Here is a 24,396-nt window from a genome sequence, read left to right as displayed (position 1 = left end):
CCAATTACTTTGCGGGGACCCCAACAAAATAACCCCACAAAGTGGAGCCTTCGCTTCGATGCTTATTCCAGATACTTTGCGGGGACCCCGAAAAACTTGATAAGAAAAACGTCTATCGACGTACTTTCTAAGAAGACAGACCGCTTTTAGCAGAAGTTTTTCTTGCGATATCAGGATGCGTTCCCCCCGAAGTTATACATTCTGATATCTTCAAAAAAAGCAGCAAAAAGCTGCTTTTTCAACCGCTTGCCCAGAGGGCAAATCATTTTTTGACATCTACCAATCGAAATCGTTCACATATTAAAGAAATATCATCCGAAAATTCAAGCCCGAACCTGCTTAACTCATTTTTAAAATATGCTTCGTGAACTTCTCTCCAATACCGGTAGCTTCTGTCCCCTTCCCCTTCGGCGCTGGCGAAATCCTCGGAAACTTCGTTCATAGGCATAATATTGACTTCGGTAGTTTGGATAATAGCTACGGGCATATCCTGGCTGTTTAATATAATGCTGTAATCGCCGGCTGAAGGAATAGGTTCATTTTCGATTTCATAACTGATCAAAGACGAACAAGTTGCCGTTTTGATGCCGTCGATGACCAATTGCGCCAAATGATCCGGTGCTGCTCCGAATGGCCAAGCGCTTACCGATTCAGGCTTGTCCCGTCCCTGCCGCTCCCAAAATTCATTCCAATATGTTTGTGCCGCTTCATTCATAACTTAGCTCCCCCGATTCTTCAAAAATGCTTCAATATGTACGAGAATTCAGATTGATGCATAACGTTATGCTGATTTCCATCGTGCTGGTCCTGCTAAGCAATGTGCGAATATTCGCAAGCCTCAACGTTATTCTAACGGACACTACGGACGCTAATCCGCTAAAAACAGCCCTTTTGGAATTCTAACGGACACCACAGCGCTTAACTGCTCCGAAACACGGGCAAAAGTATGCTTTTCCACCAAATAGCTGCATCTGTGTCCGTTAGAAATCATAATAGTCAAAATTGCCCTTCATAGCGGCCGCTATGTCCGTTAGAGTTTAGTGTGCGATCTATTCATGCGATCCCAACGCAGTCGATATGTCCGAATTCACCGTTTCCCGACGTCCTCCAAAAACACGGCAGCCTGGAACCCAAGCCGCCGCGGACAGTCAAAAAGCTTTAAAAACGTTAACCGTTCTACATCACAGCTTCCTGTTTAAGCAAACCAATCAGGTTGCGCAGGGCCTTGCCCCGGTGGCTGATGGCCTGCTTCTCTTCCAGCGAAAGTTCCGCCATCGTTTTTTCGTAATCAGGCAGATAAAAAAGCGGGTCATAACCAAATCCGCCGCAGCCTGCCGGCTCGCTCGTAATCCAACCCTCCACCTCGCCGGTTGCTTCGAGAGATGAGCCGGCAGCCGGGTTGTACAGCACCAATGTGCATACAAAACGCGCCGTGCTGAGCAGCGGCTGCTGCGTATCCTCACCCATTTTTTTATCCTCCAGCATGCGCAGCAGCTTCTCGTTATTATCCTGGTCCGCTGCATGCTCCCCGGCAAAACGCGCCGAATAGACTCCCGGACGGCCATCCAGCTCATCCACGCATAAACCGGAATCATCCGCCAGTACCGGCAGGCCCAGGGCATCTCCGACCGTTTTGGCTTTTTTCAGCGCATTGGCGGCAAAGGTATCCCCGTCTTCCACGACATCCGGCAGCCCGGGATAATCAAACATGCTTTTCACTTGTTTGCCAAGCTCAGCAAAAGCATGCTCGAATTCCTTCACTTTCCCCGGATTCCGGGTCGCTACAATGATCAAATCGCTATCCAGAATCATGCCTAGACCTCTCTTCCCGTCTGGCCGGAGCCAATCATCAGGGCAATCGGTCCAAGCACTTCTTTTTGTTTCTCGATCAGCTGCAAAATTCCTTTCTCCCCAAGCTCCAAGAGCTGATTCAGCTCCTGGCGGGAGAATGGGCTTTCTTCGCCGGTTCCTTGCAGTTCGACAAAGGTGCCGCTGCCTGTCATCACCAGATTCATATCGACCTTCGCGCTTGAATCCTCTTCATAATTCAGATCCAGCACCGGTTCGCCGTTTACGACGCCTACGCTGACCGAAGCCAGGTAGTCCGTAATCGGAAAGACCGGCAGCTTATGCTGTTCTGCGATTTTGTTTACAGCGATGGCGAGGGCAACAAAAGAGCCTGTAATCGAAGTTGTCCGCGTTCCTCCATCCGCCTGAATCACATCGCAGTCGAGCGTAATCGTACGTTCGCCAAGTGCCCGAAGATCAACGACGGAGCGCAGCGCTCTGCCGATCAACCGCTGAATTTCCATCGTTCGGCCGCTGAGCTTGCCCCGCGCGCTTTCCCGCTGATTACGTGATTGCGTCGCCCTTGGAAGCATGGAATATTCAGCCGTTACCCAGCCTTTTCCCTGTCCTTTCAAAAATGGGGGAACCTTTTCTTCCACCGTCGCCATGCATAATACCTTCGTATCTCCCATTTCAATGAACACGGAACCTTCCGCATATTTGTTTACATTCACTGATAAATTCATCGGCCTGAGCTGATCGCTGCTACGTCCGTTAGATCTCATCTTTTCTGCCTCCTACTTATACGCATCCTCTGAATACGAATGGACGAAATCCGCTTCGTCTTTTTCGGCCCATTCCATATTTAAGCAACTTTTATTTTAACAAAGTGTCGGCACAAAAGCACCTGTAAGAGGTAGTTCAAAAAGTCCGCTTTTGATAAGAAAAACGTCTATTGGCGTACTGTCACAGCAGACAGACCACCTTTAGCTGTAGTTTTTCTTGCGATATCAGGATGCAGATTCCTTTGAAGTGTACTTTCTGATATCTTAAGAAAAACGTCTATTGGCGTACTGTCACAGCAGACAGACCACCTTTAGCTGTGGGTTTTCTTGCGATATAGAATTTTATCAGCTTCTCTGATAACGAATATATTCTATATCTAACACGAAGTGAATCAGAAAGCAGGCTCGGCATCGAATCGGGTGAATTCAGCCGGGCCTAAGCAGATGCTTACGAAGTATGTTTCCTTCGGAAACATTTCAGGTGCTCACGTACCCACTACAAGCAGATGCTTTCGAAGTCGTTTTCTACGAAAACGTGTAGCTCCGCTCCTTTCGTCCCTAGCTTTATTCAATCCTTCTCGGTGCTGAAAACCGACCTTTTTGAACACGCATTAAAACGCGGATTACAATGGAATTTCATTAATATAATCGGGCTTGGATACCGGCTTGCTGTAATCCTGGTGGTCATTGATGCCCATAATGCTGGACCGGCCGTTCATATCGATTTTGACCTTGGCATTATTGCTATTTTCGGCAACGGTCAGCACGACGGATTGCAGCAGTTCGTCCGGGATCGGGTCATTTTGTTCAAACATGTCGTCTTTAAGCGCAACGGTAACCGTTCCGTCTTTTTCCGGTTTGACCGATTGGACCTCGGTGCCATCCGTCATCACCTGCTCAAGGCCGTCATTCGACTGGGGCCCGCGGATCAACTGGTCAAGCGCTGCTTTTAATTTGTTTTGCCCCGGCTGTACCAGCCTTGTCACGGGCACATAATACGAATAGGCTCCGTCCGGCGTGACTGTTGCAAAATAAACCGTAACCGGCGTCGAATGCGTCAAGGAGACACCATCCGCTTGTTCTAGGTTGATGCCGAAGCTGCGGCTGAGCGGGTGATTCAGCGGCGTATCGTTTTGCGGCATTTCCGTCAGTCTTTGTCCATCGACCCATAACTGCACGCTTTGCACCCCGGGGAACCCGGTTAACGTCCATATGACGGCTTCCAATATTTTGCGCTCATCCGGCGCGTCATATTTGGTGAATGCGCTGTTGAATTCCACGACCGCCATCTTCTGATCCTGATCCACCGTCACATGTTGCACCTCGGTTCCAGCAGGCAAAATACCGGCAAACCCTTTCGGTAAATATTTGGCGTATTCCCCGCCGGATACCAGAGCCTGCAGTGCCTGCTTCAAGGCGTCTTCGTCTTTGGATTCGGGGATTCCAAGTGAAACGGGGGCCAATAAACCTTTGTCATTCATAAGATAAACAGTCGTTTTGGGCCCGCTTTGCGTTTGATCTCCTTTATTGCCTTTATTGGTTGAGACCGGTCCTTCCGTCATGTTCAGCATTTGCTGTTCGATTTCGGTCGGGGGCTTGTCGATATCCATGGAAGATTGGGAGCCAAACAAATTGCAGCCTGAGAGCAAAACCGGAACGGCCAACAATCCGGCGGCAGTAATGCCGCGAATTTTATTAACTTTGGTCATATGCATGGTTCCTCCTAATCATTTTGTACAGATTGTACTACCATGTATACGAGCCCCCGCTTTAAAAAATAACAGCCGGTCCCAAAAAAACGAAAAGCGGCGCCTGTCCCCCCTGTCTGTTGGCGGGAAACTGGACAATATGATGGAAGAAAAGTACAATTTGAAATACCAACTTTGTTAACGGAGGGATCATATGAGTGAACATAACAATGAAAAAGCGCCATACAGCCTTAACAGCCGAGAAGTAGCCGACGCTACGCTGGAATGGCTCGCCAAAAGAGGCGTGAAGCTGGAGGAAATCGCCGAGCTCGTGATGACTCTTCAGAGAAAATATTACCCGAATCTGACGATGGAAGAATGCATGGAAAATGTTAAAAGGGTGCTGAGCAAGCGCGAAGTGCAAAATGCGGTGTTAACCGGCATTCAGCTGGATGTGCTTGCCGAGGAAGGCAAGTTGATTTCGCCATTGCAGGAGATGTTGGTGAATGATGAAAGCCTGTACGGCGTGGACGAAATATTGGCTTTTTCCATCGTGAACGTTTACGGCAGCATCGGTTTTACCAATTATGGTTACGTGGACAAGTTGAAACCCGGCGTCCTCGAACGCTTGAACGATAAAAGCACCGGTGAAACCCATACCTTCCTGGACGATATCGTCGGAGCGATCGCCGCAGCCGCAAGCAGCCGCATCGCACACCGGAAACAAGCCGAACGCGAGTAACTTGATGGCAGCGTTCTTTGGGATTCGGAAGATTGAACTCTTTTGGCCGGTTCGGATGGCTTGGGGCCCATACCTGCAAGTCTTTCAGATTGGCGTTGCCGGGTAACACGCGGCCTGCTTCGGAACCACTGTCTCCAGAACCGCTGCCTGAGGAACCTCCGCCTCCACTCGAAGATTGGGCTGTCGTTGCTTGCTTATCGGCTCGCTTTCATTCCCTACCGCGTCATAAGCAGTGACCTTGAACGCATACTTGGTATCAGCCGTCAGACCGTTGACGGTTGTTCCATACACGTTCCCGCTTACCGTCGTGAACTCCTTGCCATCGACGTAGATCCGGTAGCCGGTCACACCGGCGTGATCCGTCGCGCTCGTCCAGGACAGCTTCATGCTCGTCACTACATATCAATCGCATGATTTTTAGCAATATGGCGTCGCATATTAATCCCTAGCGGAGACATGCGTTCGCCCGGTTCGCCCGATAGCCCTTCTGCCATAAGTCATGATACGCCAAAGCTTCTCCAGTGGACCCATGCGGAAAAACCGCAGCCAGACGACGCTTATCACCACTTGAATCACAAATATAACTATTGCCACTAGCACAATCTCTACCGGTGTCGGAAAATTAATACCGAACATATCCAACAGGGCGACGCCGATCAGGCTTTGCGCGACATAATTGGTGAGCGCCATACGCCCTAACTTCCCTACCGGGCTGAACAAACGGGCGATACTTCGATGCTCTAGCAGCAAAAACAAACCGGAAAGATAACAATAAGCCATAGGAATTGCGCTCAGCGCAACAATCGAAGACAACAGCGGATCGGCGTTGCCTTCGGCTACCCACATCCAAACCGACAGTCCCGCAGCAATCGGAAGCAGCAGCAGAAATAGCTTTCGAATAGATCGAATATGCTCGCCCGTCTTTCCGATCCATCCCGCCTTCGCCGCAACGCAGCCAGACAAGAACATGAGGAAGATGGTAATGCAGTCATTGGTGAGAAAGTTCAGAGCTTGCGCTATCTCCAGCTCCGAATAAGAAATGGCAAATTGCAGTCCAGTCGCTGCAAGGTGCAGTACCAACAGCCCTCCTCCGATCCAAAGCGTAGTCTTAACGCTAGCCCGATAAAAGGGGAGCAGCAGGAAGCCGATCAGCGCATAAAAAAACAAAATGCTCCCCCAGAAAATGGGCAAATGCGCAACACCGATCAACAACAGTGCCAGCAGCCTTCTGGAGAAAAGGCGCAGCGGCTTGTCCCCCCGGCTTTCGGCGCGCGAAGCAAACAGGTAAAAACCAGCCCCAAACAGAAACGAGAAAATAGAATAGAATTTCTTTTCGATAAAAACGGTTGTGAAAGTCTGAATGACTTCATTAAAGCCGGCAATGTCCGGCAACGCCATCCCTTCTACCACAACGCGATACCCTTTGATATTGATTAGCAATATGCCAAATAACGCCATTCCGCGAATAATATCAAGTGATACAATCCTCTCTTTGGATGAAACAGAAGGTTGCATATTTAGGTCTCCTTGGATAGTTGTCATTGTATCCAATTGTAATGACCGTACCTTACACGTACTTTATGGCAACCTTACAGAAACCTTAACAAATCCTCCCCTCTTAAAACCGACTAGCAGATCTTCTTCTGAATCTAAAAAAATTCGGGTTTTCATACAGAAATCCTTCTGCAGCTCCGCCCGATCCAGCCCGGCCAGGTGCATACCGCTTCCAAAAAGGCTAATATTGAACAGCATTGCGTCCTTTAGGTGTCCTCGCGTTCGATGTGTTTCGTTAGAAGTTAGCAATACATTTTTCCATATGCAAAGCATTTCTCTAATAAAAATTGAACTAATTTGTTAATAAAATGATTCGTTTTCCGTATTAACTAATGTGAGACTCATACAACCACAACAAATTGCGCAATTTGTTATCCCTTTAATGGATGCATCTCATAATTGAGGAGGGAGGGGAAGTAGTTGGAGGTTGCTCAGGCGAATACAGGAATTAGCCACAGCGGCATTCGTGATCTTAAAAAAGGGATCATGTCAGAAGAAAAATTTGCAGAGATTTACGATGCATATTATAGCCGTGTTTACAAATATATTTGCTACCGAATTAACAACCACTATGATGCGGAAGAGATTTGCAGTCATGTATTTGAAGCAGTGATTTCAAAATACAACAGCTACTCGCCACAGAAATCCAATTTTGAAGTTTGGTTGTTTGCGATTGCTAGAAACGCTGTGACTGATTACTTCCGTTCACAAAAAAAAAGGATCACCTTTTCGCTGGATTCAATTCTGGACATGATTTTACCAAGGCCATCTCCGGAAGAAATTGTCATCCTCGAAGACAGCAACGAAATCTTGTACAAGGCTCTGGCAAAGCTAAGTGATAAGGAACGTAATATCATCGGCATGAAGTATGCAGCTGGTTTGAAAAATGCGGAAATTGCTGACCTTCTCGGAGTCAGCAGTTCAAATATCGGTGTAGTCCTCTACAGATGTCTGAAAAAGCTTCAACAAGAACTGGAAAAGGGAGGTTTTTTAAAATGAAAAATAGGCAGGATGTTGATGAATTCCGCGATTTGACCAACTTGCTTGCCAATCTGGAGCTTAATGACAAAGCCTCTAAAGACCGAATCTACCATCGTCTCGCATTTAAAATGGGAGCAGGGACCATTCAACCAAATTTTACGAAAAAGGATGAGATCGTGATGAAAAAAAATAAATGGAAAACTACAACCGTAAGTGCTATGGCTGTTGCTATCTTGACAGTTGCCTTTTCGACTACCTCTTTTGCACAAAATATGATGGAAACCATTTTGGCACGTTTTCAGGTGGGAAACATGCAAATCGTCCAATACGACAAAGAACCGGCTAGATCCGCAGATAACAACGCTTCTGGCCAAGCGGCAGGCGATACCTCCCGCGAGGTTCAATTGCAGGTACGCCCTAACCTGACTTTGGAAGAGGCTCGCGCCGTATTGGGGCTAAACTTCCCTGCCCCATCCTGGCTGGCAGATTACAAGTACGTCAATACAGTCATTCATGGCAAAACTATGGCAGAAGTACAGTTCGAAAAAGGCGAGAAAACCGTGAACTTCCTAATTTCCAAGGGGGGAGAAAACGGCATCGGTACTACAGGCGAAGTGAAAAAAGAAGTGATCAAAGGAACCACGGTTTACTTCGCAAATGGAATTGTGATTTGGGAGAATAATGGCTTTACCGTAGAGCTGTATGCGCAAGACGATTTTGATGCGGCGACACTGGGCAAAATTATTGAGAGCTTCAAGGTGGGTGCACCCCTGAAGAAGGAAGAAATCGAGAAAGCAAAAGAAAAAATGAAAAATACGCCTCCAACAGAAGGCGCTGGTCCCGCTCCATCCCCAACTACTAAATAAAAGGATGCAAGTCGAACACTGTAAATCTAAAGGAATTCCTCTAGGGAATTCCTTTTCAGATTGCAGACAAATTTGATATTCGGTAAGGGAGACATTCCGCAAGCGGATGTCTCCTTGTTATAGGCGCCGCTTAGCAAATATGGTACCTGGTCACACCGTCCGCTTCGCTCTGCGATGCGATCCTGCCCCGGCGCTCAAGCTCCCGCGTATGGGCAAGCGTCTCGCACATGGCAAAACGCATCTGGTGAATGCCCAGCTTGCTGCCAAACAGCGAGACGCATAACTCATAACCCGGAGCCGGAGCGGAAGCGATCAGCTGCTCCAGTTTCGCCAGCCGCTCCTCATGATGACGCAGCAGCGCCTCCAGCCGATCACCAAAATGCTGAAACGGATTGCGGTGGCCCGGATAGGCCGTTTCGACCTCGAACTTCTGCAGCTTCTGCAGCCCGAGCAGAAACGATTGCAGCGGTTCGGGATCGCTGCCAGGCATCAGGCTCACATTCGGCGAGATTTGCGGCAGCACCGCATCCCCACATATGATGATGCCGCTCTCTTCATGAAGAAAGGACAAGTGGCCTGGAGCATGGCCTGCCGTTTCAATCGGCAGCCATTCGCGTCCGCCCATGGCAAACTTCTGATCAGACGGAATAAAGGATACCTCGGGTTTCGGCGTAATTTGCGCCACAAAACCGTTCATATGCGCCTCAAGCTGATTCGTCCATTCTTCGGGCATTCCCTGGCTGGAAAACAGCTTCGGCAAATCCGCGTGCATCGTTGATTCAGGTCCCCACATGAGCAGGGTTTCCTGAAAGGAACGCTCCGACATCCATACTTTGCAGCCGGACAGCTGCTGAATCCAGCCGGAACAGCCCAAATGATCCGGATGATGATGGGTTAGCACGATTTGCCGGACATCGCTAAAAGTCATCCCCAGCTCAGCAAATGCCTGCCTCCATTCTTCTTCATTGTCCGCGGTATGCGGTCCGGGATCGATAATCGTTATCCCATCGCTTTCCTGCAGCACATAACTGTTCACCCAGCGCAGGGGAAAAGACATCGATATTTTTATTTGAATGATTCCGTCCTGATGCTCCGTTATTTCAGGCATTTTCACGTTGGTTAAACCTCTTTTCATTTGCTCGCTGTTTCATACAGCTTTATCCGTTCATAATTATGACGCTTCTTATCACCTTAATTCTGATTATAATCCTGTTCCAAAATAGAATAAAGATATGAATCCGCGTACCCTTTATTGCCAAGAGTATGCTCGCGCAGATGGCCTTCCTTCCGCATGCCAAGCTTTAACATGACACGCTCCGAAGCCGCATTTTGCGGACGGCAGGTAGCATAAATCCGGTGCAACCCCAATTGGGTGAAGCCCAATTCCAACATAGCCTTGGAACTTTCAACGGCATACCCCTGCCCCCAGTAATCCGGGTTAAAGCAATATCCGATTTCTCCGTTGGTCTTCTCAACATGTAGTCCAACTCCGCCGATCATTATCCCGCCCGCTTTTAAGGTTACGGCAAATTCATGCGTCAACCTTGGCTTCTGCTGCTGTGACTTCAGCATGGTTTGTACATGCTCTTTCGTCTCTTGAACCGAATTCGGACCCCACAGCGTATATTTCGTCACTTCCGGATTTGATGCGTAAATATGTACGCTTTCCCAATCCTCTTCGCGATATTCGCGGATCACAAGTCTCTCTGTCTCTATCAACATTCCGTTTCCCCCCTTTGTACTGTATATGAGTTTCCTTTCAGATTAATCCATATTCCTGTTTCTGCCAAGACGAATGTCAAAAAATCAAGATGATTCATTCCAGCAGAAACTGCATCTTTTTCCATCATTTAATCACAATAGTTGTAAAAAAAAGCAAAAAAGCCTGCATTTTCACAAGCTTTTTCACCCAGACATTATTTTTTTGTAAAAAACTGCAATTACGCATCTTTTCCCTCTGAATGTTCCTGCGTCGTTGGGATGCGCCTTCTCACTGCAGGCAGCTTCGCACAGTGTGGCGTTGCATGCGTTGCATGATGAAGGTCCTTTTCTGGTGAACCGTCCTCATGCAGACCTGCAACATGCGCTGGGAGCTGCAAACAATGCGACACTTAGCAACTCATCACAGGATACAGATTGGAAAGACTTGCTTCATACAGCCAGATCCACATGCTTATCCCTTGCTGTTTGCCGTTCCAAGCTTCTGTTTGCCGCTTCCCGTTCCTCTTCTCCCCCATGAAACGGACAAAAGCAGACTCAGCACCAATATGATCGCCCCAAACGAATATGGCAGATTCATATGAACGTCAAACAAAATGCCGGCAAGCGCAGGCCCAAAAATATTCCCGAGACTCATATAAGCATTGTTCATTCCCATGACAAACCCCTGCTCTTCGGGTCCTGCCATTTTGGATAACATCGTATTGATTGCCGGTCTCATAATCGAAGTAAAGGTGAAGAAAACAAGAATCATAAGCATATTGTACCAGAAGTTGCCTGAGAGCAGCATCAGCACCATCGTGATGGCCGAAATCAGGAAGGAAACGTTGATCAGCTTGTTTTCCCCAAAGCGATGCAGCAATTTATTGATAAACGCACCTTGGATGATAACGCCAACCAGCGATCCGACGGTAATCATAATCGAAATTTCTTTGGTTGTGTATGCATATTTGTTGTCAACATACAGGCTGAAAATCGCTTCAAAATTAACGAGGCCGAAGGTAAGGGTGAACACCAGGATCAAATAGATAAAATAAGGTGCTTTTACGGAAGAAATCAGCTGTTTTACGATGCCCTCCCGTTTCACATTCGAATTTTTGGCCGCCTGCCGACGTTCTAAGGACAAGGTTTCCTTAAGCATAACAACCGATAATACCGTGGCAATCGCCGCGATCAAAGCGGCAATATAAAACGGTGCGCGCAGGCCCAAATCCGCCAGAAATCCGCCGATTCCGGGCCCGATTACAAATCCGAGCGACATCGCGGCGCCAAGCAAACCGAGGCCTTTGCCACGCGTATCCTCCGTCGTGCTGTCCGCCACGTAAGCCATCATGGCCGGAACCATCATCGCGGCGCCGATCCCTCCCAAGAAACGGGATAGATACAGCATCCACATCACACTTGCGCTCGCAAATATAAATTGGGACAACGTAAATAATAAAAGCCCCAATACGATCATCCGTTTCCGTCCGTATTTATCGGCCCACTCCCCCGCAATCGGCGAAAACAGAAACTGGGTCAATCCGGAGGCGGCGATCAAATAACCGGCGGCCGTTCCTCCGGCATGGAAATCCTCGAGCAGCTTCGGCAAAATCGGAATGACAAGTCCGATGCCCAGCATCGCGATAAACATATTAATCATAAGTACAATCAGTGACTTGTTCATTTTGTTGTCAGAGGACATTCGTTATGGTTTCTCCTTTGTTATCCGGTATTTTTGTCAATCTTCTCTTTAATCTATATAATGTTTCATTTCCGGTAGCCGGGTTAGGCATTCGGCTGACTCGCGCAGCTCTTCGGTTCCAAGCAGATTGTGAAGCATCCCCTGCACGATAAATCTGCGCGGCGAAGGGCTTTTAAGTTCGTGATCCAACATCAGGATCGAATTGCGGATGTCCTGCTCCGCTTTCCCGGCATCCCGCAGCAAATCCGCATTGCGGTACATCCGGCATATCAGGCCTTCCACACTGTCCGATTCCGGCTCCGGCGAGCCGGAACGCAAACATTCAGGACGGTTATGTTCGCTCATAATCGGCTTGACGCCATTTTCCATCAGACCTTCCGCCATAAAACCAAGCAGCTTCATAATATAATCGGACAGTTCCTTTACATTCACCACCACATTTTGCAGAATCATCAGCTCATTGAACTTGTCGAGCAGCGACATCAAGACAAAGACCAGTTCCACTCCATACGGTTCGACCCGCGGACCGTAAACCAGCCGGAGCATCCGCTCAAAATGACTGATCATTCTTGCTTGTATTTCCCCTGATGCCTTCATAATTTCATCGTTAAAAGCATTCGGATGTTCCGCGTGCAGCATTCGGATCAGCTCGCAGTGCGACAGACAATCCCGGATCAGAAGTTCGATTTGTTGTCTTAAACATTCCTCCGCAGGAAAATCTCCTTGGTGCATCACGGACTGCAGCTTATAGTAAATCCGGTCGTTCACCATATAAAAAATGGATAATAAAAGCTGATCCTTGGATTTGTAATGCTGATACAACGTCGCTTTGGACATGCCGCAAGCGTCGGCGACGTCCTGCATGGTGGAACCGTTAAATCCTTTGCGCGAAAAAATACGAATGGCTGCCTCCATAATTTCCTGTTTGCGGTCGTTGGACACTATGTCTCTATTCCTTTCTTCATTGAAATCATCCCCCTTAAAAACCAATGAGTTTTTAAATTAAACCGGTTGGTTTTATTGCATTATAACGTGTGAATTTTACCCGGTCAAGAGAACAGGAAAAGTTTCGACGTATCTTCCGGCAAGCCCGTTTTTTGTAGTAATATGACTGAAAATTATGGGATTCAACTTCCAGCATGTGACAGACGTTTTGATGTACTAGTGATATATTGAAACTGCACTTATGAATAAGTGTATTATAAGGAGGGATTAAGACATGGAAAATTTTGAAAACGAACTGCTGCTGTCCGAAGAAGAAGTAGAATCTCAAATCGACGACATTGAAGAAGCCGAAGACGAGGAAGAGGAAGAGGAAGACGCGGAAGAAGAGGAATTCGAATCGGACGAGGAAGAAGATTCTGAAGAAGATTCCGAAGAAGATTCTGAGGAAGACGAGGAACCCGAACAGTAATCGAAGCCAATCCCTTCTCCTGGAAACTGACAGAATTAATCCTTTTATCCCAACCTGTTCAGACATGAACAGGTTTTTCACTTTTAAGAAGCGAAAGCACATATAAAATAAGCTGCAAACCAAAAAAACAGGCGTCCATCCCCACTCAGGGAAGGGCGCCTGTTTATATTTATCCAGAGTCTTATTTGCTCAATGTTTCGGTCAGAACGGGTACGATTTGTTTTTTGCGGGATACAACGCCTTTTAATACGGCTTTGTTGTTCTCCAGCTTCACGTTATACGCCGTTTCCACAGCCGAAGCCGCTTTACCCAGCGTCAGAGCTACGGAATCACTGTTCAGGATGTCGGTAACGACAAATACGAACAGATCCAGGCCTTTTTGACTGATAACGTTGTTCAAAGCTTCTTCCAACTCAGCCTGACGATTCAAAACATCGTTGATGTCGACAGCGTTAACTTGGGCAATTTCAACCTTTTGGTCGCCCATTTGGAATTCCTTGGCATCCAGCGAAATCAGCTCGGCAATCGTTTTGCTGCTCATGTCGGCTCCGGCTTTCAGCATTTCAAGACCGTATGCTTCCAGGTTCACGCCGGCGATTTCCGCCAATTCGCGTGCTGCCGCCACGTCTTCGTCCGTGCAAGTCGGGGATTTCAGCAGAAGCGTGTCCGATACGATCGCCGAAACCATGAGGCCGGCAATTTCCTTCGGAATCGCTACATTTTTTTCCTTGAAAATCTTGTTCAAGATCGTTGCTGTACAGCCGACAGGCTCAGCGCGGTAGTAAAGCGGATGGCTTGTCTCGAAATTCGCGATCCGGTGATGGTCGATGACCTCCATAACCTGAACTTGATCGATGTCGTCAGCGCTTTGCTGGCGTTCATTGTGGTCAACCAGGATTACTTCGCTGGCATGATCCGACACCTTCTCCACCAAACGCGGAGCTTCAACCTTGAAAGTGTCCAGCGCATATTGCGTTTCGCCGTTCACGCTGCCGAGGCGCACAGGTTCCGTATCGAATCCCAGCTGTTTTTTCAAATATGAGTACACAATAGCTGATGTGATCGTATCCGTATCCGGATTTTTATGCCCGAAAATCAATGTTTTAGCCATGAGTTTTTCATACTCCTTATCCATTGTTAAAGTAAAGACATTCCTGAAATGTATTGGTCTAGACGCGATTAAGAAAATGGCTGCTACTATTTTCTTGATCGCATCTACTTACGATTATAGCGACAATTTACTCATATTCCAATTCCTAAAATCAATTTCACAACGCCGATATATCCATTATGAAATTGATTCCCTATACACAGATTTATTTGCAGAATAACCCCACAAAGGGTATCGGAAAGAAGTCCGACGCATCTCGCAGAGAGGCGCTTTTGCGAAGCAAAAGTACTGAGGGTATCGGAAAGAAGTCCGACGCATCTCGCAGAGAGGCGCTTTTGCGAAGCAAAAGTACTGAGGGTATCGGAAAGAAGTCCGACGCATCTCGCAGAGAGGCGCTTTTGCGAAGCAAAGTACTGAGTGGCGTGGGGCTTTCGAAGCTTATTCCGATTACCTTGCGGGCCCCTTTTTAACAAGTACGGATGCTTGGCTCAAGTCTCGTGAACCGTTTTCCTAGGAATCTCGTTTAAAGGCAATCCTTCTTTATAATAAAGCGATGGCTGCAGCAGGACATAAAAAATATGAGCGCGGTGAAATCCTTCATTTTTCAGATGTTCGTTGATCATTTTGGCGATGGCGTCATGCTTCTCCTGTTCTCTCGGAAACATGTAAATTTCAACGGACTGCGGACTATTTATGATTTTTTCCACTGGTAAAAGCTCTATTTTTACGATTTCCTGCGGAATGTTGGCGATAGCTGCAAAATCCTCAATGATTGCGGGTGCGACATGTTCCACCACGTTTTTTTCGAATCCCGTAAATCTGACAAAAGGCAAAACATTTCCCTTCTTTCCTTGAACTTCTGTTTTAGGTGACCTAGCCTCATATAACGTACCACAAAATCACTAAAGGAGTCACCTTCCGTAAAAGGGACCCCTCTTTTGAAGTTTTTCATTATTCCATAGTTTTTACGGGTTGGCCACTACGCAGGTTTAAATACTCGATATCAATCATTGTTAAATCGATTCAGGGCGCAAGCTTTTTCAGACGACAGCCGATCATGTGAAAAGGAAAAATGTTGCGAAAGTGCATCCATTTCAGGCCTTTTATAGCGTGAAATGGAAAATTGTTGCGAAAGTGCATCCATTTGACTATGAATCGTCTATTTATGTCTAAAAGCTGGGGAAAAGATGCACTATTGCAAGCTTTCTAGCCATAGTTACCTGGAGCGCTAAAATAGATGCACTTTTGCAACTTTCCAAATGGAACAGCCAGTCATTTTTGTATGTAGGATTTTACTAAAATCCAAAAAAACGACTTCAAAAATCATTTTATAATGCCACTGTGCAAACACCCGTAAATGTTCATTATAAAGTTGATTCCATTTGCAGGTTTTTCCATGTAAAGCGGTGATTTTGCTGAAATAGGATGCAGATTTGCATACTTTAATAGGTTAGCGTGATGCTATGCTTGCTTACGCGGGCAATCGTATATGTTACCTTCGTATATTTCCTTGCAATTCAAAAAATACATATTATAACAAAAAAATTAAATAATTATAATTGTCCTAGAAATTGTAAGCGATTTAAAATATAATATTAATATAATAAGAAAACCCTCTAAATCTACTAACTGCTAATATTTAAACCAAAAAAAATAACCCACTATTTTTAACAGATACTATAGAAAAAATTAAAGAGGAGGAGTAAAGAATTGAATAGTATCTCAGTTATGACAATAGGCGTAGGGGGAATTTTTCTGTGGGCATTACAAAATTATTTGAAGGAAAAAGACAATTTGAAAGTGACTTCCTGTAAATACAAATCCGAGCAAAGTACTATAGAGGCCATTCGAGTTTACAACCCGCATGTACTTATCTTCGAATTTGATTTAGAAATCTGTCTCAAAGTCTCCTTTATGAATCTAAAAAGCACATTCCCAAATTTAAAAATCATTTTGCTAGCCATTGATAAGAACTACCACTTATACAATAAAAACATTGGCGGAATCGATGCATTCCTTACGAAAGAAGTTGAAATATCCGACATATATAAAACAATTACAATGGTTTACAGTCAATTCAAAATTTCCAATCTCAGGAGTTCGGAAAACAGCTTATCAAGTCAAGAACAAAAGGTGCTGGAGTGCATAACGCTTGGCCTTTCAAACAAGGAGATAGCTAAATCCCTGCATATCTGCAATAGAACAGTCTCCTATTACATAAGCAATATCTTTTATAAACTTGACGCAAGCAATAGAGCCCAAGCTGTATTAAAGGGGATCCTTAAAGGGTATGTAAAACATGATATCATCCAGCAAATGATTCATTAGCGGGTCCCTGTCAATCGATCTGAAAATTTTAAACAGCTATATGTAAAAGGTAAAAGATGTTTTTTCAAACGGAACGCTGTGAACAAATATTTCACCATGATGTTTTTCGATTAATTTCTTTGTAATGCTAAGCCCAAGGCCGCTCCCTGATGAAGAGCCGTAGTGTCTCTTTCCCTTGTAAAGGCGTTCAAAAACAAACGGGATGTTCTCGGGAAGAATTCCTTGCCCTGAGTCCCATATTTCAATCCATACGCGTCCTTCTTTGGACCACATTCGAATACCGTGCTTGCCTCCATCTGCACCATAACGCAAAGAATTCGTAATCAGGTTGCTTAATATCCTTTCAATGCTGGCGGGGTCAGCCCACGCCCATAGCGGTGATTTTGGCAAATCAAGAATGGGTTCGACCCCTAAATGATTGAAATCCTGCAGAAATGATAGCAGTACCTCTTCAACTTTCTTCACCATGTTCACCTTTTGAAAATTCATTTTGACGTCATCAGCCTCAAGCCTGGCCCATTCAAAAAAATCTCGGATAATCCGGGTCATATTCTGCGACTTTAAAAATATAATATCCGCATACTTTGTCATTTCTTCATGGCTTAAATCCACTTTATTTTTTAATAATTCGGCGTAACCGGATAACGAGGTTAGGGGTGTCCGCAAATCGTGTGCAATATGGGTCATCACCTGTCTTTGAACTTTCTCGAGCCGTTTGGTTCGTTGATTCAGCGATTGAATATGATCCCCTATTAAATTCACCTGTTCAGCCAGCTCATTCAGAACCGTGCTCCTTGTGCTGACATGCAAAAAAAACCTTTCATTAGACCGTAATTCCGCCAGTCCCTGACTAATAGATTTAACCTGGCGGATAAATATCATCTGATGAATAGACTGAACAATCAAAGCAGTTCCCAATGATATGATGATAAAGATTCCCAGCATGTAAATTCGCTACTCCTCTCCGCCTAAACGGTACCCGATCCCCCAAACGGTCTGAATATATTCGGGATGCGAAGGATCTGCTTCAATTTTTATTCGCAAGCGCCGGATATGAACCATGATCGTATTTTCGTCCACCTCGGAGGAAAACGGCTCGTTCCATATATTTTCGAAAATCTGGGATTTGGTAAATACACGCCTAGGACTGGAAATAAGTAATCTTAAGATATCAAATTCTTTTGAGGTCAAAACTTTGGTTTCTCCATCCACTTCGACTTGGTACGTATTCAAATTCATCTTCAATTTTTTATAAGAAATAACCGGATCGGATGTTCTTACAACCTCGGGATGATAATAAAAGCACCTGCGCAATTGGGCTCTCACACGGGCCAAAAGTTCTCCAAGCAAAAAGGGCTTTGTCAAATAATCGTCCGCGCCTCCTCCAAGCCCTAAAATCTTGTCTACTTCTTCGTCTTTTGCCGATAATAATAGGATGGGGATCTTCTCCTTCTCCCTTATTCTTCTAAGAACTTCGAAACCGTCGATTCCAGGAAGCATGATATCCAAGATCATTAGATCATAACGATTAGCAGCAAATTCATCAACAGCTGCAAGACCATTATGGACCGCGTTCACCTTATACCCCTCTTTAAGAAGAGCGTCAGTAATTAGCTGGCATATATCCGAGTCATCTTCAACAATTAAAATACGGGCGGCATTTTCCATTAAAATCACCTTCAAATTACATTTTGATCACTCTTCTAGAGAGTACCTGTACGAATCCGTTTTTGGATCCCTGGCCACATATAAATACCAACTAAAAAATAAACTTGCGGCGATCAACGTCACCGAAATCCATAATCCCCGCTCCCATAAAAAATGTGTCGGATAATTGTAAGGAAAACTGAAGTACAAATAGGGTAGGAGCCATGGGTTAATTAATGCATATTTCGGAAACAATGCCGTTAACGGAAGCTCCAGCAGGGGAATGAGAACAGATAATATGCCTAAGCGCACCGTGCTACGAACTCCTAACGCCAGAATAATGCCTAGAGGAATCAATCCAGAAAATAGAATCCAAGACCCCAAAAATGACATGCATTGATATTTCAACACGGAAAACGTGTAAGGATCTTGAAGAAAGAGCATTCCTAGACTTACGTCGATGATACCTGATACGAACAAAATCATTCCCACCCATAAAAAGGCCGTCAGACATTTTGATAAAAACCAGAGGCTGCGGTTAAACGGATATGAAAAGAAGATGACTTGCATGCGCTGCTCATCATCCCTTGTAAAAAGGTATCCAGATAAGAAAGTAAAGAGTATGGGACGGAGCCAAAGATTCATATATGTTGCGTTTAAAAAAACATCCCAATGGTAACTGCTGACTTTCAAAATGTCCGAATAGGCGTGAGCAGCAAATATAGATAAGATTAGCCACCATATTTTGCAGCGCCTAAGCTTTAAAAATTCGACAGATATCAGGGTTAACATTCATCCTCCTCTAAAAACTTCATCAAATCATCGTCTTTGCCGCCAAATCTGAGTTCATAAACATCCACATTTCCACGAATCAAAATGCGGTTTATGTCTGCCGAATGATTCAGTTTTTCAAAAACCCAGAGGTATTCATGGTCGACCACCCTATAATTATAGATTCCCATCTCCTGCTCAAGAAGAACGCTCGCTTTCGCAACATCGTTTACTTTAATGATGATATGGTTCATGGATTGGGATGAAAGGTCGGATGCCTTTATTTGCTTGATTACTTCCCCCTGATGAATGATACCAACCTGACTTGAATAAGACGGAACATCTTCCATGCGACGGGCGGTAAATACGATGGTCATTTGTTGAGATGCGGCATGTTCATGAATAAGACGAAAAATCTCGCTTTGAGTGTAGGAGTCCATGCCTTGAACAGGCTCGTCTAGCAGCAGCAGCTCCGGCCGATGTAAAAGAGCCCGGGCGACGTTAAGCCTCCTCCTAATCTCGTTAGGCAGCTCTTTCACACAGATATTTTTGAATTCAGCCAGATAAAATCTGTGAAGCGTATCGTCGATACATTGCTTTCCTGGCACCCCCATTAATTTCCGATGGATGTCGAGATTTTCGGCAACAGTCAAATGGCTCAAAAATCCAGTCCCGCCGTTCATATAGCCGACCCTTCTAAGCTTCTTCCGACTTACCTTCTTTGATAGATTCATGCCAAACATTTCGATACTTCCTGCCGTGGGGGTTATGATTCCGGCCAATAATTTTAGCAGCGTCGTTTTGCCTGATCCCTTAGTGCCCAAAACAGTATATATTTCACCTTGTTTTAGATTGAGATTCACATTTTTTATGATGTCATGATTGCGATATGATTTGGCTAATGAAACAGTCCAAACGATCGGTGCCCCTCCTTGCATGTCCTCCACCTTCTATCAAACCAAACTAAACTGAAATATAAAATGGCAGCACAACCTACTATTGCAAAAAGAATTTGAATTCCCATTAAGGAGAATGGAATTTCGACCTTCCCCCAACCGCTGATCATCCTCAACAATCCAGAAAATATAACGCAAAAAAATCCAAATCCCGCTGCTATTATACGTCCCGCTGCAGCCGCAATCCAAAATGAAAGAAAAAGAATACTCATGGATAAGAGCGTTTGAACTGTCCACATCCCCCCCCATTTTAGCCAGGGTACCGGTTCCTGGTCCGGGAAAAATAATGAGGCTATATTCAGTATAATGAAAAGCAGAGCTGTACTAAGAGTCATTTGAATAACCAATACGAACAGTTTTGAGAAATAAACCAATTTCGGCGAAACAGGTCTAACCAGCAAAACCTTCCAGTTCCCCGCTCCCTTTTCAAGCTGACAAGCAAAACCTGCAAGAAGGCCGCAAATCATGGGTATCCATCCTCCAAACCATAACAAGCCGGCCGTTCGTAAAATATGATTCCAATGGAAGTCGTTATCAAATTCACTGTATATGGAAAGCGCAGCTGCCAAGAGGGGAGCGAGTCCAATGGTCACAACAAGAAGTGTATGGCGGTATTTGATGCATTCCGATCGAATAAGGTTTAGAAACATGAATCAAACCTCCCGCCTCTTGAACCAGTAGGATGAAGCTGCGGCAAGCACAACCATAATGCCGAGAACAATGATGAATAACGCGCAAGATTTAATAATGGAATATTCGTTTGCGGAGGAATCTATCAATAACATGTAGGTGCTGTATGAAAAACGTACCGGCCAAGTCCATGGCAACGCCATCCATATTCCGTTACCCAAACTCGTTGTGCCGATTATGGCCGCAACGAGCACTCCAACCGATCCAAAGCCGACGGATACCGGCCATCCAAATGCCTCAGCGAGCCATAAGCCAATGATGATGAGCGGCAGGGAGGAAATCCAACCCACGACAATAGCCAAAAGGAGAGCCATCCAATTCATCATTGAACCTGTCGTGTTCAGTATCCCTGCACTGATCATTACCAAAGCAATTAACCATAACATACTTAACCCTGTATAAATGACGATTACGGCCAACTTGCTAAGATACAGCCTAGCTGGCGAAACCTTAGTGATACGCAACGATATCCAGCGACCTGCGCTTGCCTCGAGATTTGCAGCCATTCCCGGAATCAGCCCCCAGAAAAAAGGCAGAAACACCCCGTACCATATATCTCCAATCTTATCAAAAATATGGGTTATAGTCCATGTGCTGTTACCTAATCGATATGGGTACCCATATTTCAAAAGGATAAGCGCGATAGCAAGCGGAACCAGAAACAGTATCCAGGGAATTGCCGTACGCCGATATTTCCCCCATTCAGAATATATTCCACTGAGCATCTGTTACTGAACCTCCCTCCGTTTAAACCAAGCGGCTCCTGCGACAGATAACGCCACGCAAACGGATAGACTGGCTATTATTGCCGTTATAATTAATTTATTGTCTAATAGTGGACTGGATGGATCGAGTGGCATGCCGTTTGTTTGAAAACCAAAAAGAGCTCCCAATGCTCGAAGCGGCCATTGCCACGGAAGCAGCATCCATCCTTCAATCCGGTTGTTTTGCAGGATCCCGCAAATCATTCCTGCCAAACCGATTAAGATAGTCAGACCAAAACCAAACATATGGGCAGCCCAAAGCATGAAAGCGATTTGTGCAAGGGCTGTAAGCCAAGAAATTGTTATACCGAGAGCAATCGGCCCCCAAGGTATCGTACCGGTAACACTCCAGCTGCAAAGCAATATGATGAAAAGCCCGAGGAAAATGCAGGCGATTAAAGTTTGTAGCGCTATAACGATAAATTTCGAAAAATACAGGTTTCCTCCTTTGACCGGGTAAGCGCGAAGCAACCTCCAGGCTCCCGCTTTTCTTTCATATGATACGGATAATGCAGTCAATAGAATAATTCCAAAAGGGAGACCAAAACCAGACCACCAATTATAGATATTCATTAGCGCAAGAGACCAATCTACACCGCCCGGGATAAGTAGACCAAATACCATCTGCATCAAAGCAAAAATAAAAGGGCCTGCGACGACCAGCCAAGGCGTTAGCGTTCTGCGGTACTTCAGCCATTCGGAACCTACAAATGATCTCATCGGTAAAGTGCCTCCTTGCCTTCGTCCACGTAGTGCATAAAAAGCTCCTCCAGATTTTCCTGGCCGCTGCCTTGCGTCATCAAGTTATCAAGCGTGCCCTGAAAACGCAATTTCCCGTGACTGACAATACCGACTTCTTGAACAATTTGAGCCACCTCGCTGAGAATATGGCTTGAAAGAATAACAGTTATTCCTTGATCAGTAAAAGATTCGATGAGAGTTCTCATCTCCCGGATTCCCAGCGGATCAAGACCGTTGGTCGGTTCATCAAGAATAAGCAATTCGGGTTCGTTTAACAATGCGATAGCAATTCCCAGGCGCTGCTTCATTCCCAAAGAATAAGCAGCCGCTTTCTTTTTGCGGTCAACCTTATGAAGTCCGACGATTTCAAGAACACGATCAATCCGGCTTACAGGTATACCGAGCAGCCGTTGATGAACCTGCAGGTTCTCGCGCCCTGTCAGATGCCCATAAATCGCCGGCGTCTCGATCAATGCGCCTATCCTAGCCAAAGACTCCCGCCTCCAAGGCTCGCCAAACAATTTAATCTCACCCGAGGTAGGGCGCAGCAGCCCGACAAGCAATTTAAGGAGCGTCGTCTTTCCGGCCCCGTTGGGACCGAGCAAGCCAAATACCTTTCCTCTGCTGATCTGTAAATGAACACCATCAACAGCTGCCTGTTTTTTGTATGCTTTCGTAAGATTTATTGTTTCCACAACATAATTCATATTCCATCCTCCCCATTCAAAATGAGTTCACACTCATTAGTCTAAGGATGACATCTTACCCCCTGTTTAAAAAAACCTTACAAAACTCTTACTTTTACGAAATCAGAAAAGGATAGTTCCACTCCGATTCTCCCGCTGTATTTAATGATATAAGGACCAATGCAATCCCCGCAGCGCCGTCCAATATTCCCGCTTTGTCTATTCCATCTTTGATTTCGATATCCTTGTAGCCTAATGGAGCCTGAGTATCATAACAATCCATTAAAGGGTCTAAAATCCTTTCAATATAACCTTCATACCTTTCTTCTTGCGTATCTTTCGCCATTAATAAAGTTAAATACAATAAGCCCGCATAGCCATGACAAAAAGTCGGTCCTGTCAAATTCCAGACTTTTTCTGGCCTTGAATAGATGGCATCATACCCCCGTATACCCCATCGGCTAATTTCCTCGTCTTTAAGTATGCTTCCCGCTAAAAAGAGAGCACGTGCAACTCCAGCAGTTCCATAGCACCAAGCATCTCTCGACCTTTCAGAATTTTTATCATTCGCAGTCTCCTCTTCGAAAGAGACAAAACTTGGCCAATACAACCCCGATTCATCTTCTTTTGCATGGTTAATTAACCATTCGCATATTCTTTGTATTGCTTCAACTTGCCCATCGATTTTAATTCCTTTCTGCAATGCTTTACTCATAAGCACAAGAGGACCCGGGATTCCATGGGCCAACCCGCAATTGAAATTACCTTTAGGAAAATGCTCTTTATCTTCCTCGGTAAACTGATAACGCTGAGGAACATACCATCCTGGCACGCAATACCCATCTACCGTAATAGGATCTGTTAATTTAACCATAAATTTCAGTATGTCTATGACCAGCTTATATGCCCTATCATCATCATTTGCTATTTCGAGCAAGTAACGACCGCTTCCGCTCAAACCCATGATAACATCGTAAAATGCCGGGGAGATTCCTGGACCGGGCCATAGCTCGCCGCTGACAAAGGCTTTTAATGACGCTGATACTTCTTCAATGATCAGATCGGTTATATTGCGGATAAACCGGGTATATCGTGTACCATTTCTTGATACCGTATAAGCGGCAAAAGCGATGCCCGCTAATCCGCCAAACATCGAGGAATTGGGATAGCCCTCTTCCTGCAATCCCTCTTGCAGCGCTAATAAATATTGATGGGCGATCAAGTCCCACCCTTCCTCAGGTGACTGACGATCCAACTCGGCAAATAACAGTATAATTCCGGGATATCCGGCGGAAAATGCAGTATCTCTCCAAGGATGCTCCCCAAAAATAGATATATTTCCATGAGCCGTGATGATTTGCCTAACCTCTTTTGGATCCTTCATACGGTTAGCGATTTCCACCCCAATAGCTCTAGCTGTACTAAATTTCTCGGCCAAATCATTTTGAAATGTATGAGCCGTCATATGAACACCTCACTAA

Annotated in this window: 26 protein-coding genes; 5 read left to right on the top strand and 21 right to left on the bottom strand. The window is 45.4% G+C overall.

Annotation, left to right across the window (positions count from 1 at the left end; genetic code table 11):
• Positions 1-262: 262 nt before the first annotated feature.
• From L6442_RS07925 to L6442_RS07910, 4 genes are all read right to left on the bottom strand, one after another.
• Positions 263-715 carry an ASCH domain-containing protein gene (locus L6442_RS07925; protein WP_194235272.1) on the bottom strand — a complete coding sequence of 151 codons (453 nt, stop codon included), beginning with the start codon at positions 713-715 and terminating at the stop codon, positions 263-265.
• 461 nt (positions 716-1,176) lie between these two features.
• Positions 1,177-1,812 carry an XTP/dITP diphosphatase gene (locus L6442_RS07920; RefSeq protein WP_212977650.1) on the bottom strand — a complete coding sequence of 212 codons (636 nt, stop codon included), beginning with the start codon at positions 1,810-1,812 and terminating at the stop codon, positions 1,177-1,179.
• A gap of 2 nt (positions 1,813-1,814) precedes the next feature.
• Complete coding sequence (rph, locus tag L6442_RS07915; RefSeq protein ID WP_194235274.1) at positions 1,815-2,573, bottom strand: ribonuclease PH; 759 nt, start codon at positions 2,571-2,573, stop codon at positions 1,815-1,817.
• Positions 2,574-3,196: 623 nt separating this feature from the next.
• Positions 3,197-4,282 (bottom strand): GerMN domain-containing protein, encoded by a 1,086-nt coding sequence (locus L6442_RS07910; RefSeq protein WP_212977649.1) that lies wholly within the window; start codon positions 4,280-4,282, stop codon positions 3,197-3,199.
• A 193-nt stretch (positions 4,283-4,475) separates the two neighbouring features.
• On the opposite strand from L6442_RS07910, the gene L6442_RS07905 reads away from it, so the two are divergent.
• On the top strand, positions 4,476-5,003 hold the full coding sequence (locus L6442_RS07905) for a phosphatidylglycerophosphatase A family protein (protein ID WP_194235276.1): 528 nt from the start codon (positions 4,476-4,478) through the stop codon (positions 5,001-5,003).
• Positions 5,004-5,087: 84 nt separating this feature from the next.
• On the opposite strand, the gene L6442_RS07900 is transcribed toward L6442_RS07905, so the two are convergent.
• The gene (locus tag L6442_RS07900) at positions 5,088-5,390 is read right to left on the bottom strand and encodes a fibronectin type III domain-containing protein (protein ID WP_212977648.1); all 303 of its coding nucleotides are present in this window, start codon (positions 5,388-5,390) and stop codon (positions 5,088-5,090) included.
• 51 nt (positions 5,391-5,441) lie between these two features.
• Positions 5,442-6,518 carry a DUF418 domain-containing protein gene (locus L6442_RS07895; RefSeq protein ID WP_212977647.1) on the bottom strand — a complete coding sequence of 359 codons (1,077 nt, stop codon included), beginning with the start codon at positions 6,516-6,518 and terminating at the stop codon, positions 5,442-5,444.
• A 459-nt stretch (positions 6,519-6,977) separates the two neighbouring features.
• On the opposite strand from L6442_RS07895, the gene L6442_RS07890 reads away from it, so the two are divergent.
• Together L6442_RS07890 and L6442_RS07885 are read left to right on the top strand one after the other, a co-directional pair.
• Positions 6,978-7,556, top strand: coding sequence for a sigma-70 family RNA polymerase sigma factor (locus L6442_RS07890; protein ID WP_194235278.1), 579 nt, complete (start codon positions 6,978-6,980; stop codon positions 7,554-7,556).
• Positions 7,553-8,404, top strand: coding sequence for a hypothetical protein (locus L6442_RS07885; protein ID WP_212977646.1), 852 nt, complete (start codon positions 7,553-7,555; stop codon positions 8,402-8,404). Before L6442_RS07890 ends, L6442_RS07885 begins: the two co-directional genes overlap by 4 nt.
• 130 nt (positions 8,405-8,534) lie before the next feature.
• Here L6442_RS07885 and L6442_RS07880 read toward each other — a convergent pair whose 3' ends face one another.
• The 4 genes from L6442_RS07880 to L6442_RS07865 all read right to left on the bottom strand — a co-directional run bounded on the left by L6442_RS07880 (position 8,535) and on the right by L6442_RS07865 (position 12,749).
• Positions 8,535-9,518 carry an MBL fold metallo-hydrolase gene (locus tag L6442_RS07880; protein ID WP_212977645.1) on the bottom strand — a complete coding sequence of 328 codons (984 nt, stop codon included), beginning with the start codon at positions 9,516-9,518 and terminating at the stop codon, positions 8,535-8,537.
• A gap of 77 nt (positions 9,519-9,595) precedes the next feature.
• A complete protein-coding gene (locus tag L6442_RS07875) occupies positions 9,596-10,126 on the bottom strand; it encodes a GNAT family N-acetyltransferase (RefSeq protein ID WP_212977644.1) in 531 nt (176 codons plus the stop codon).
• A gap of 451 nt (positions 10,127-10,577) precedes the next feature.
• A complete protein-coding gene (locus L6442_RS07870) occupies positions 10,578-11,807 on the bottom strand; it encodes an MFS transporter (protein WP_212977643.1) in 1,230 nt (409 codons plus the stop codon).
• Between the two features lie 48 nt (positions 11,808-11,855).
• The gene (locus L6442_RS07865; protein ID WP_212977642.1) at positions 11,856-12,749 is read right to left on the bottom strand and encodes a TetR/AcrR family transcriptional regulator; all 894 of its coding nucleotides are present in this window, start codon (positions 12,747-12,749) and stop codon (positions 11,856-11,858) included.
• Positions 12,750-13,026: 277 nt separating this feature from the next.
• Between L6442_RS07865 and L6442_RS07860 the strand changes: the two genes are divergently transcribed.
• Complete coding sequence (locus tag L6442_RS07860) at positions 13,027-13,221, top strand: hypothetical protein (RefSeq protein WP_212977641.1); 195 nt, start codon at positions 13,027-13,029, stop codon at positions 13,219-13,221.
• A gap of 181 nt (positions 13,222-13,402) precedes the next feature.
• On the opposite strand, the gene L6442_RS07855 is transcribed toward L6442_RS07860, so the two are convergent.
• On the bottom strand, positions 13,403-14,332 hold the full coding sequence (locus tag L6442_RS07855; RefSeq protein WP_212977640.1) for a manganese-dependent inorganic pyrophosphatase: 930 nt from the start codon (positions 14,330-14,332) through the stop codon (positions 13,403-13,405).
• A gap of 488 nt (positions 14,333-14,820) precedes the next feature.
• The gene (locus tag L6442_RS07850) at positions 14,821-15,165 is read right to left on the bottom strand and encodes a DUF1904 family protein (protein ID WP_212977639.1); all 345 of its coding nucleotides are present in this window, start codon (positions 15,163-15,165) and stop codon (positions 14,821-14,823) included.
• A gap of 877 nt (positions 15,166-16,042) precedes the next feature.
• Here L6442_RS07850 and L6442_RS07845 point away from each other — a divergent pair.
• Positions 16,043-16,660 (top strand): helix-turn-helix transcriptional regulator, encoded by a 618-nt coding sequence (locus L6442_RS07845; protein WP_194233315.1) that lies wholly within the window; start codon positions 16,043-16,045, stop codon positions 16,658-16,660.
• A 36-nt stretch (positions 16,661-16,696) separates the two neighbouring features.
• On the opposite strand, the gene L6442_RS07840 is transcribed toward L6442_RS07845, so the two are convergent.
• The 9 genes from L6442_RS07840 to L6442_RS07800 all read right to left on the bottom strand — a co-directional run bounded on the left by L6442_RS07840 (position 16,697) and on the right by L6442_RS07800 (position 24,380).
• Complete coding sequence (locus tag L6442_RS07840) at positions 16,697-17,605, bottom strand: sensor histidine kinase (protein WP_237100265.1); 909 nt, start codon at positions 17,603-17,605, stop codon at positions 16,697-16,699.
• Between the two features lie 9 nt (positions 17,606-17,614).
• Positions 17,615-18,328, bottom strand: a complete 714-nt coding sequence (locus tag L6442_RS07835) for a response regulator transcription factor (protein ID WP_194233313.1) — start codon at positions 18,326-18,328, stop codon at positions 17,615-17,617.
• A 27-nt stretch (positions 18,329-18,355) separates the two neighbouring features.
• Positions 18,356-19,099 carry an ABC transporter permease gene (locus L6442_RS07830; RefSeq protein ID WP_212977637.1) on the bottom strand — a complete coding sequence of 248 codons (744 nt, stop codon included), beginning with the start codon at positions 19,097-19,099 and terminating at the stop codon, positions 18,356-18,358.
• Complete coding sequence (locus L6442_RS07825) at positions 19,093-20,016, bottom strand: ATP-binding cassette domain-containing protein (protein WP_212977636.1); 924 nt, start codon at positions 20,014-20,016, stop codon at positions 19,093-19,095. The genes L6442_RS07830 and L6442_RS07825 overlap by 7 nt, the downstream gene beginning before the upstream one ends.
• On the bottom strand, positions 19,977-20,684 hold the full coding sequence (locus L6442_RS07820; protein WP_212977635.1) for an ABC transporter permease: 708 nt from the start codon (positions 20,682-20,684) through the stop codon (positions 19,977-19,979). Before L6442_RS07820 ends, L6442_RS07825 begins: the two co-directional genes overlap by 40 nt.
• Before the next feature lie 3 nt (positions 20,685-20,687).
• A complete protein-coding gene (locus tag L6442_RS07815; RefSeq protein WP_212977634.1) occupies positions 20,688-21,449 on the bottom strand; it encodes a lantibiotic immunity ABC transporter MutE/EpiE family permease subunit in 762 nt (253 codons plus the stop codon).
• Between the two features lie 3 nt (positions 21,450-21,452).
• Positions 21,453-22,208: a lantibiotic immunity ABC transporter MutE/EpiE family permease subunit gene (locus L6442_RS07810; RefSeq protein ID WP_212977633.1), complete on the bottom strand. Its 756-nt coding sequence runs from the start codon at positions 22,206-22,208 to the stop codon at positions 21,453-21,455.
• A complete protein-coding gene (locus L6442_RS07805) occupies positions 22,205-22,936 on the bottom strand; it encodes a lantibiotic protection ABC transporter ATP-binding subunit (RefSeq protein ID WP_194233307.1) in 732 nt (243 codons plus the stop codon). The genes L6442_RS07810 and L6442_RS07805 overlap by 4 nt, the downstream gene beginning before the upstream one ends.
• Before the next feature lie 94 nt (positions 22,937-23,030).
• On the bottom strand, positions 23,031-24,380 hold the full coding sequence (locus tag L6442_RS07800) for a lanthionine synthetase C family protein (RefSeq protein WP_212977632.1): 1,350 nt from the start codon (positions 24,378-24,380) through the stop codon (positions 23,031-23,033).
• Positions 24,381-24,396: the final 16 nt, after the last annotated feature.

This window comes from Paenibacillus azoreducens (assembly GCF_021654775.1).
Lineage (GTDB): Bacteria > Bacillota > Bacilli > Paenibacillales > Paenibacillaceae > Paenibacillus_AQ > Paenibacillus_AQ azoreducens.
The sequence above is the reverse complement of the archived record's forward strand: the minus strand, read 5'-3'. Positions and strand labels throughout refer to the sequence as shown.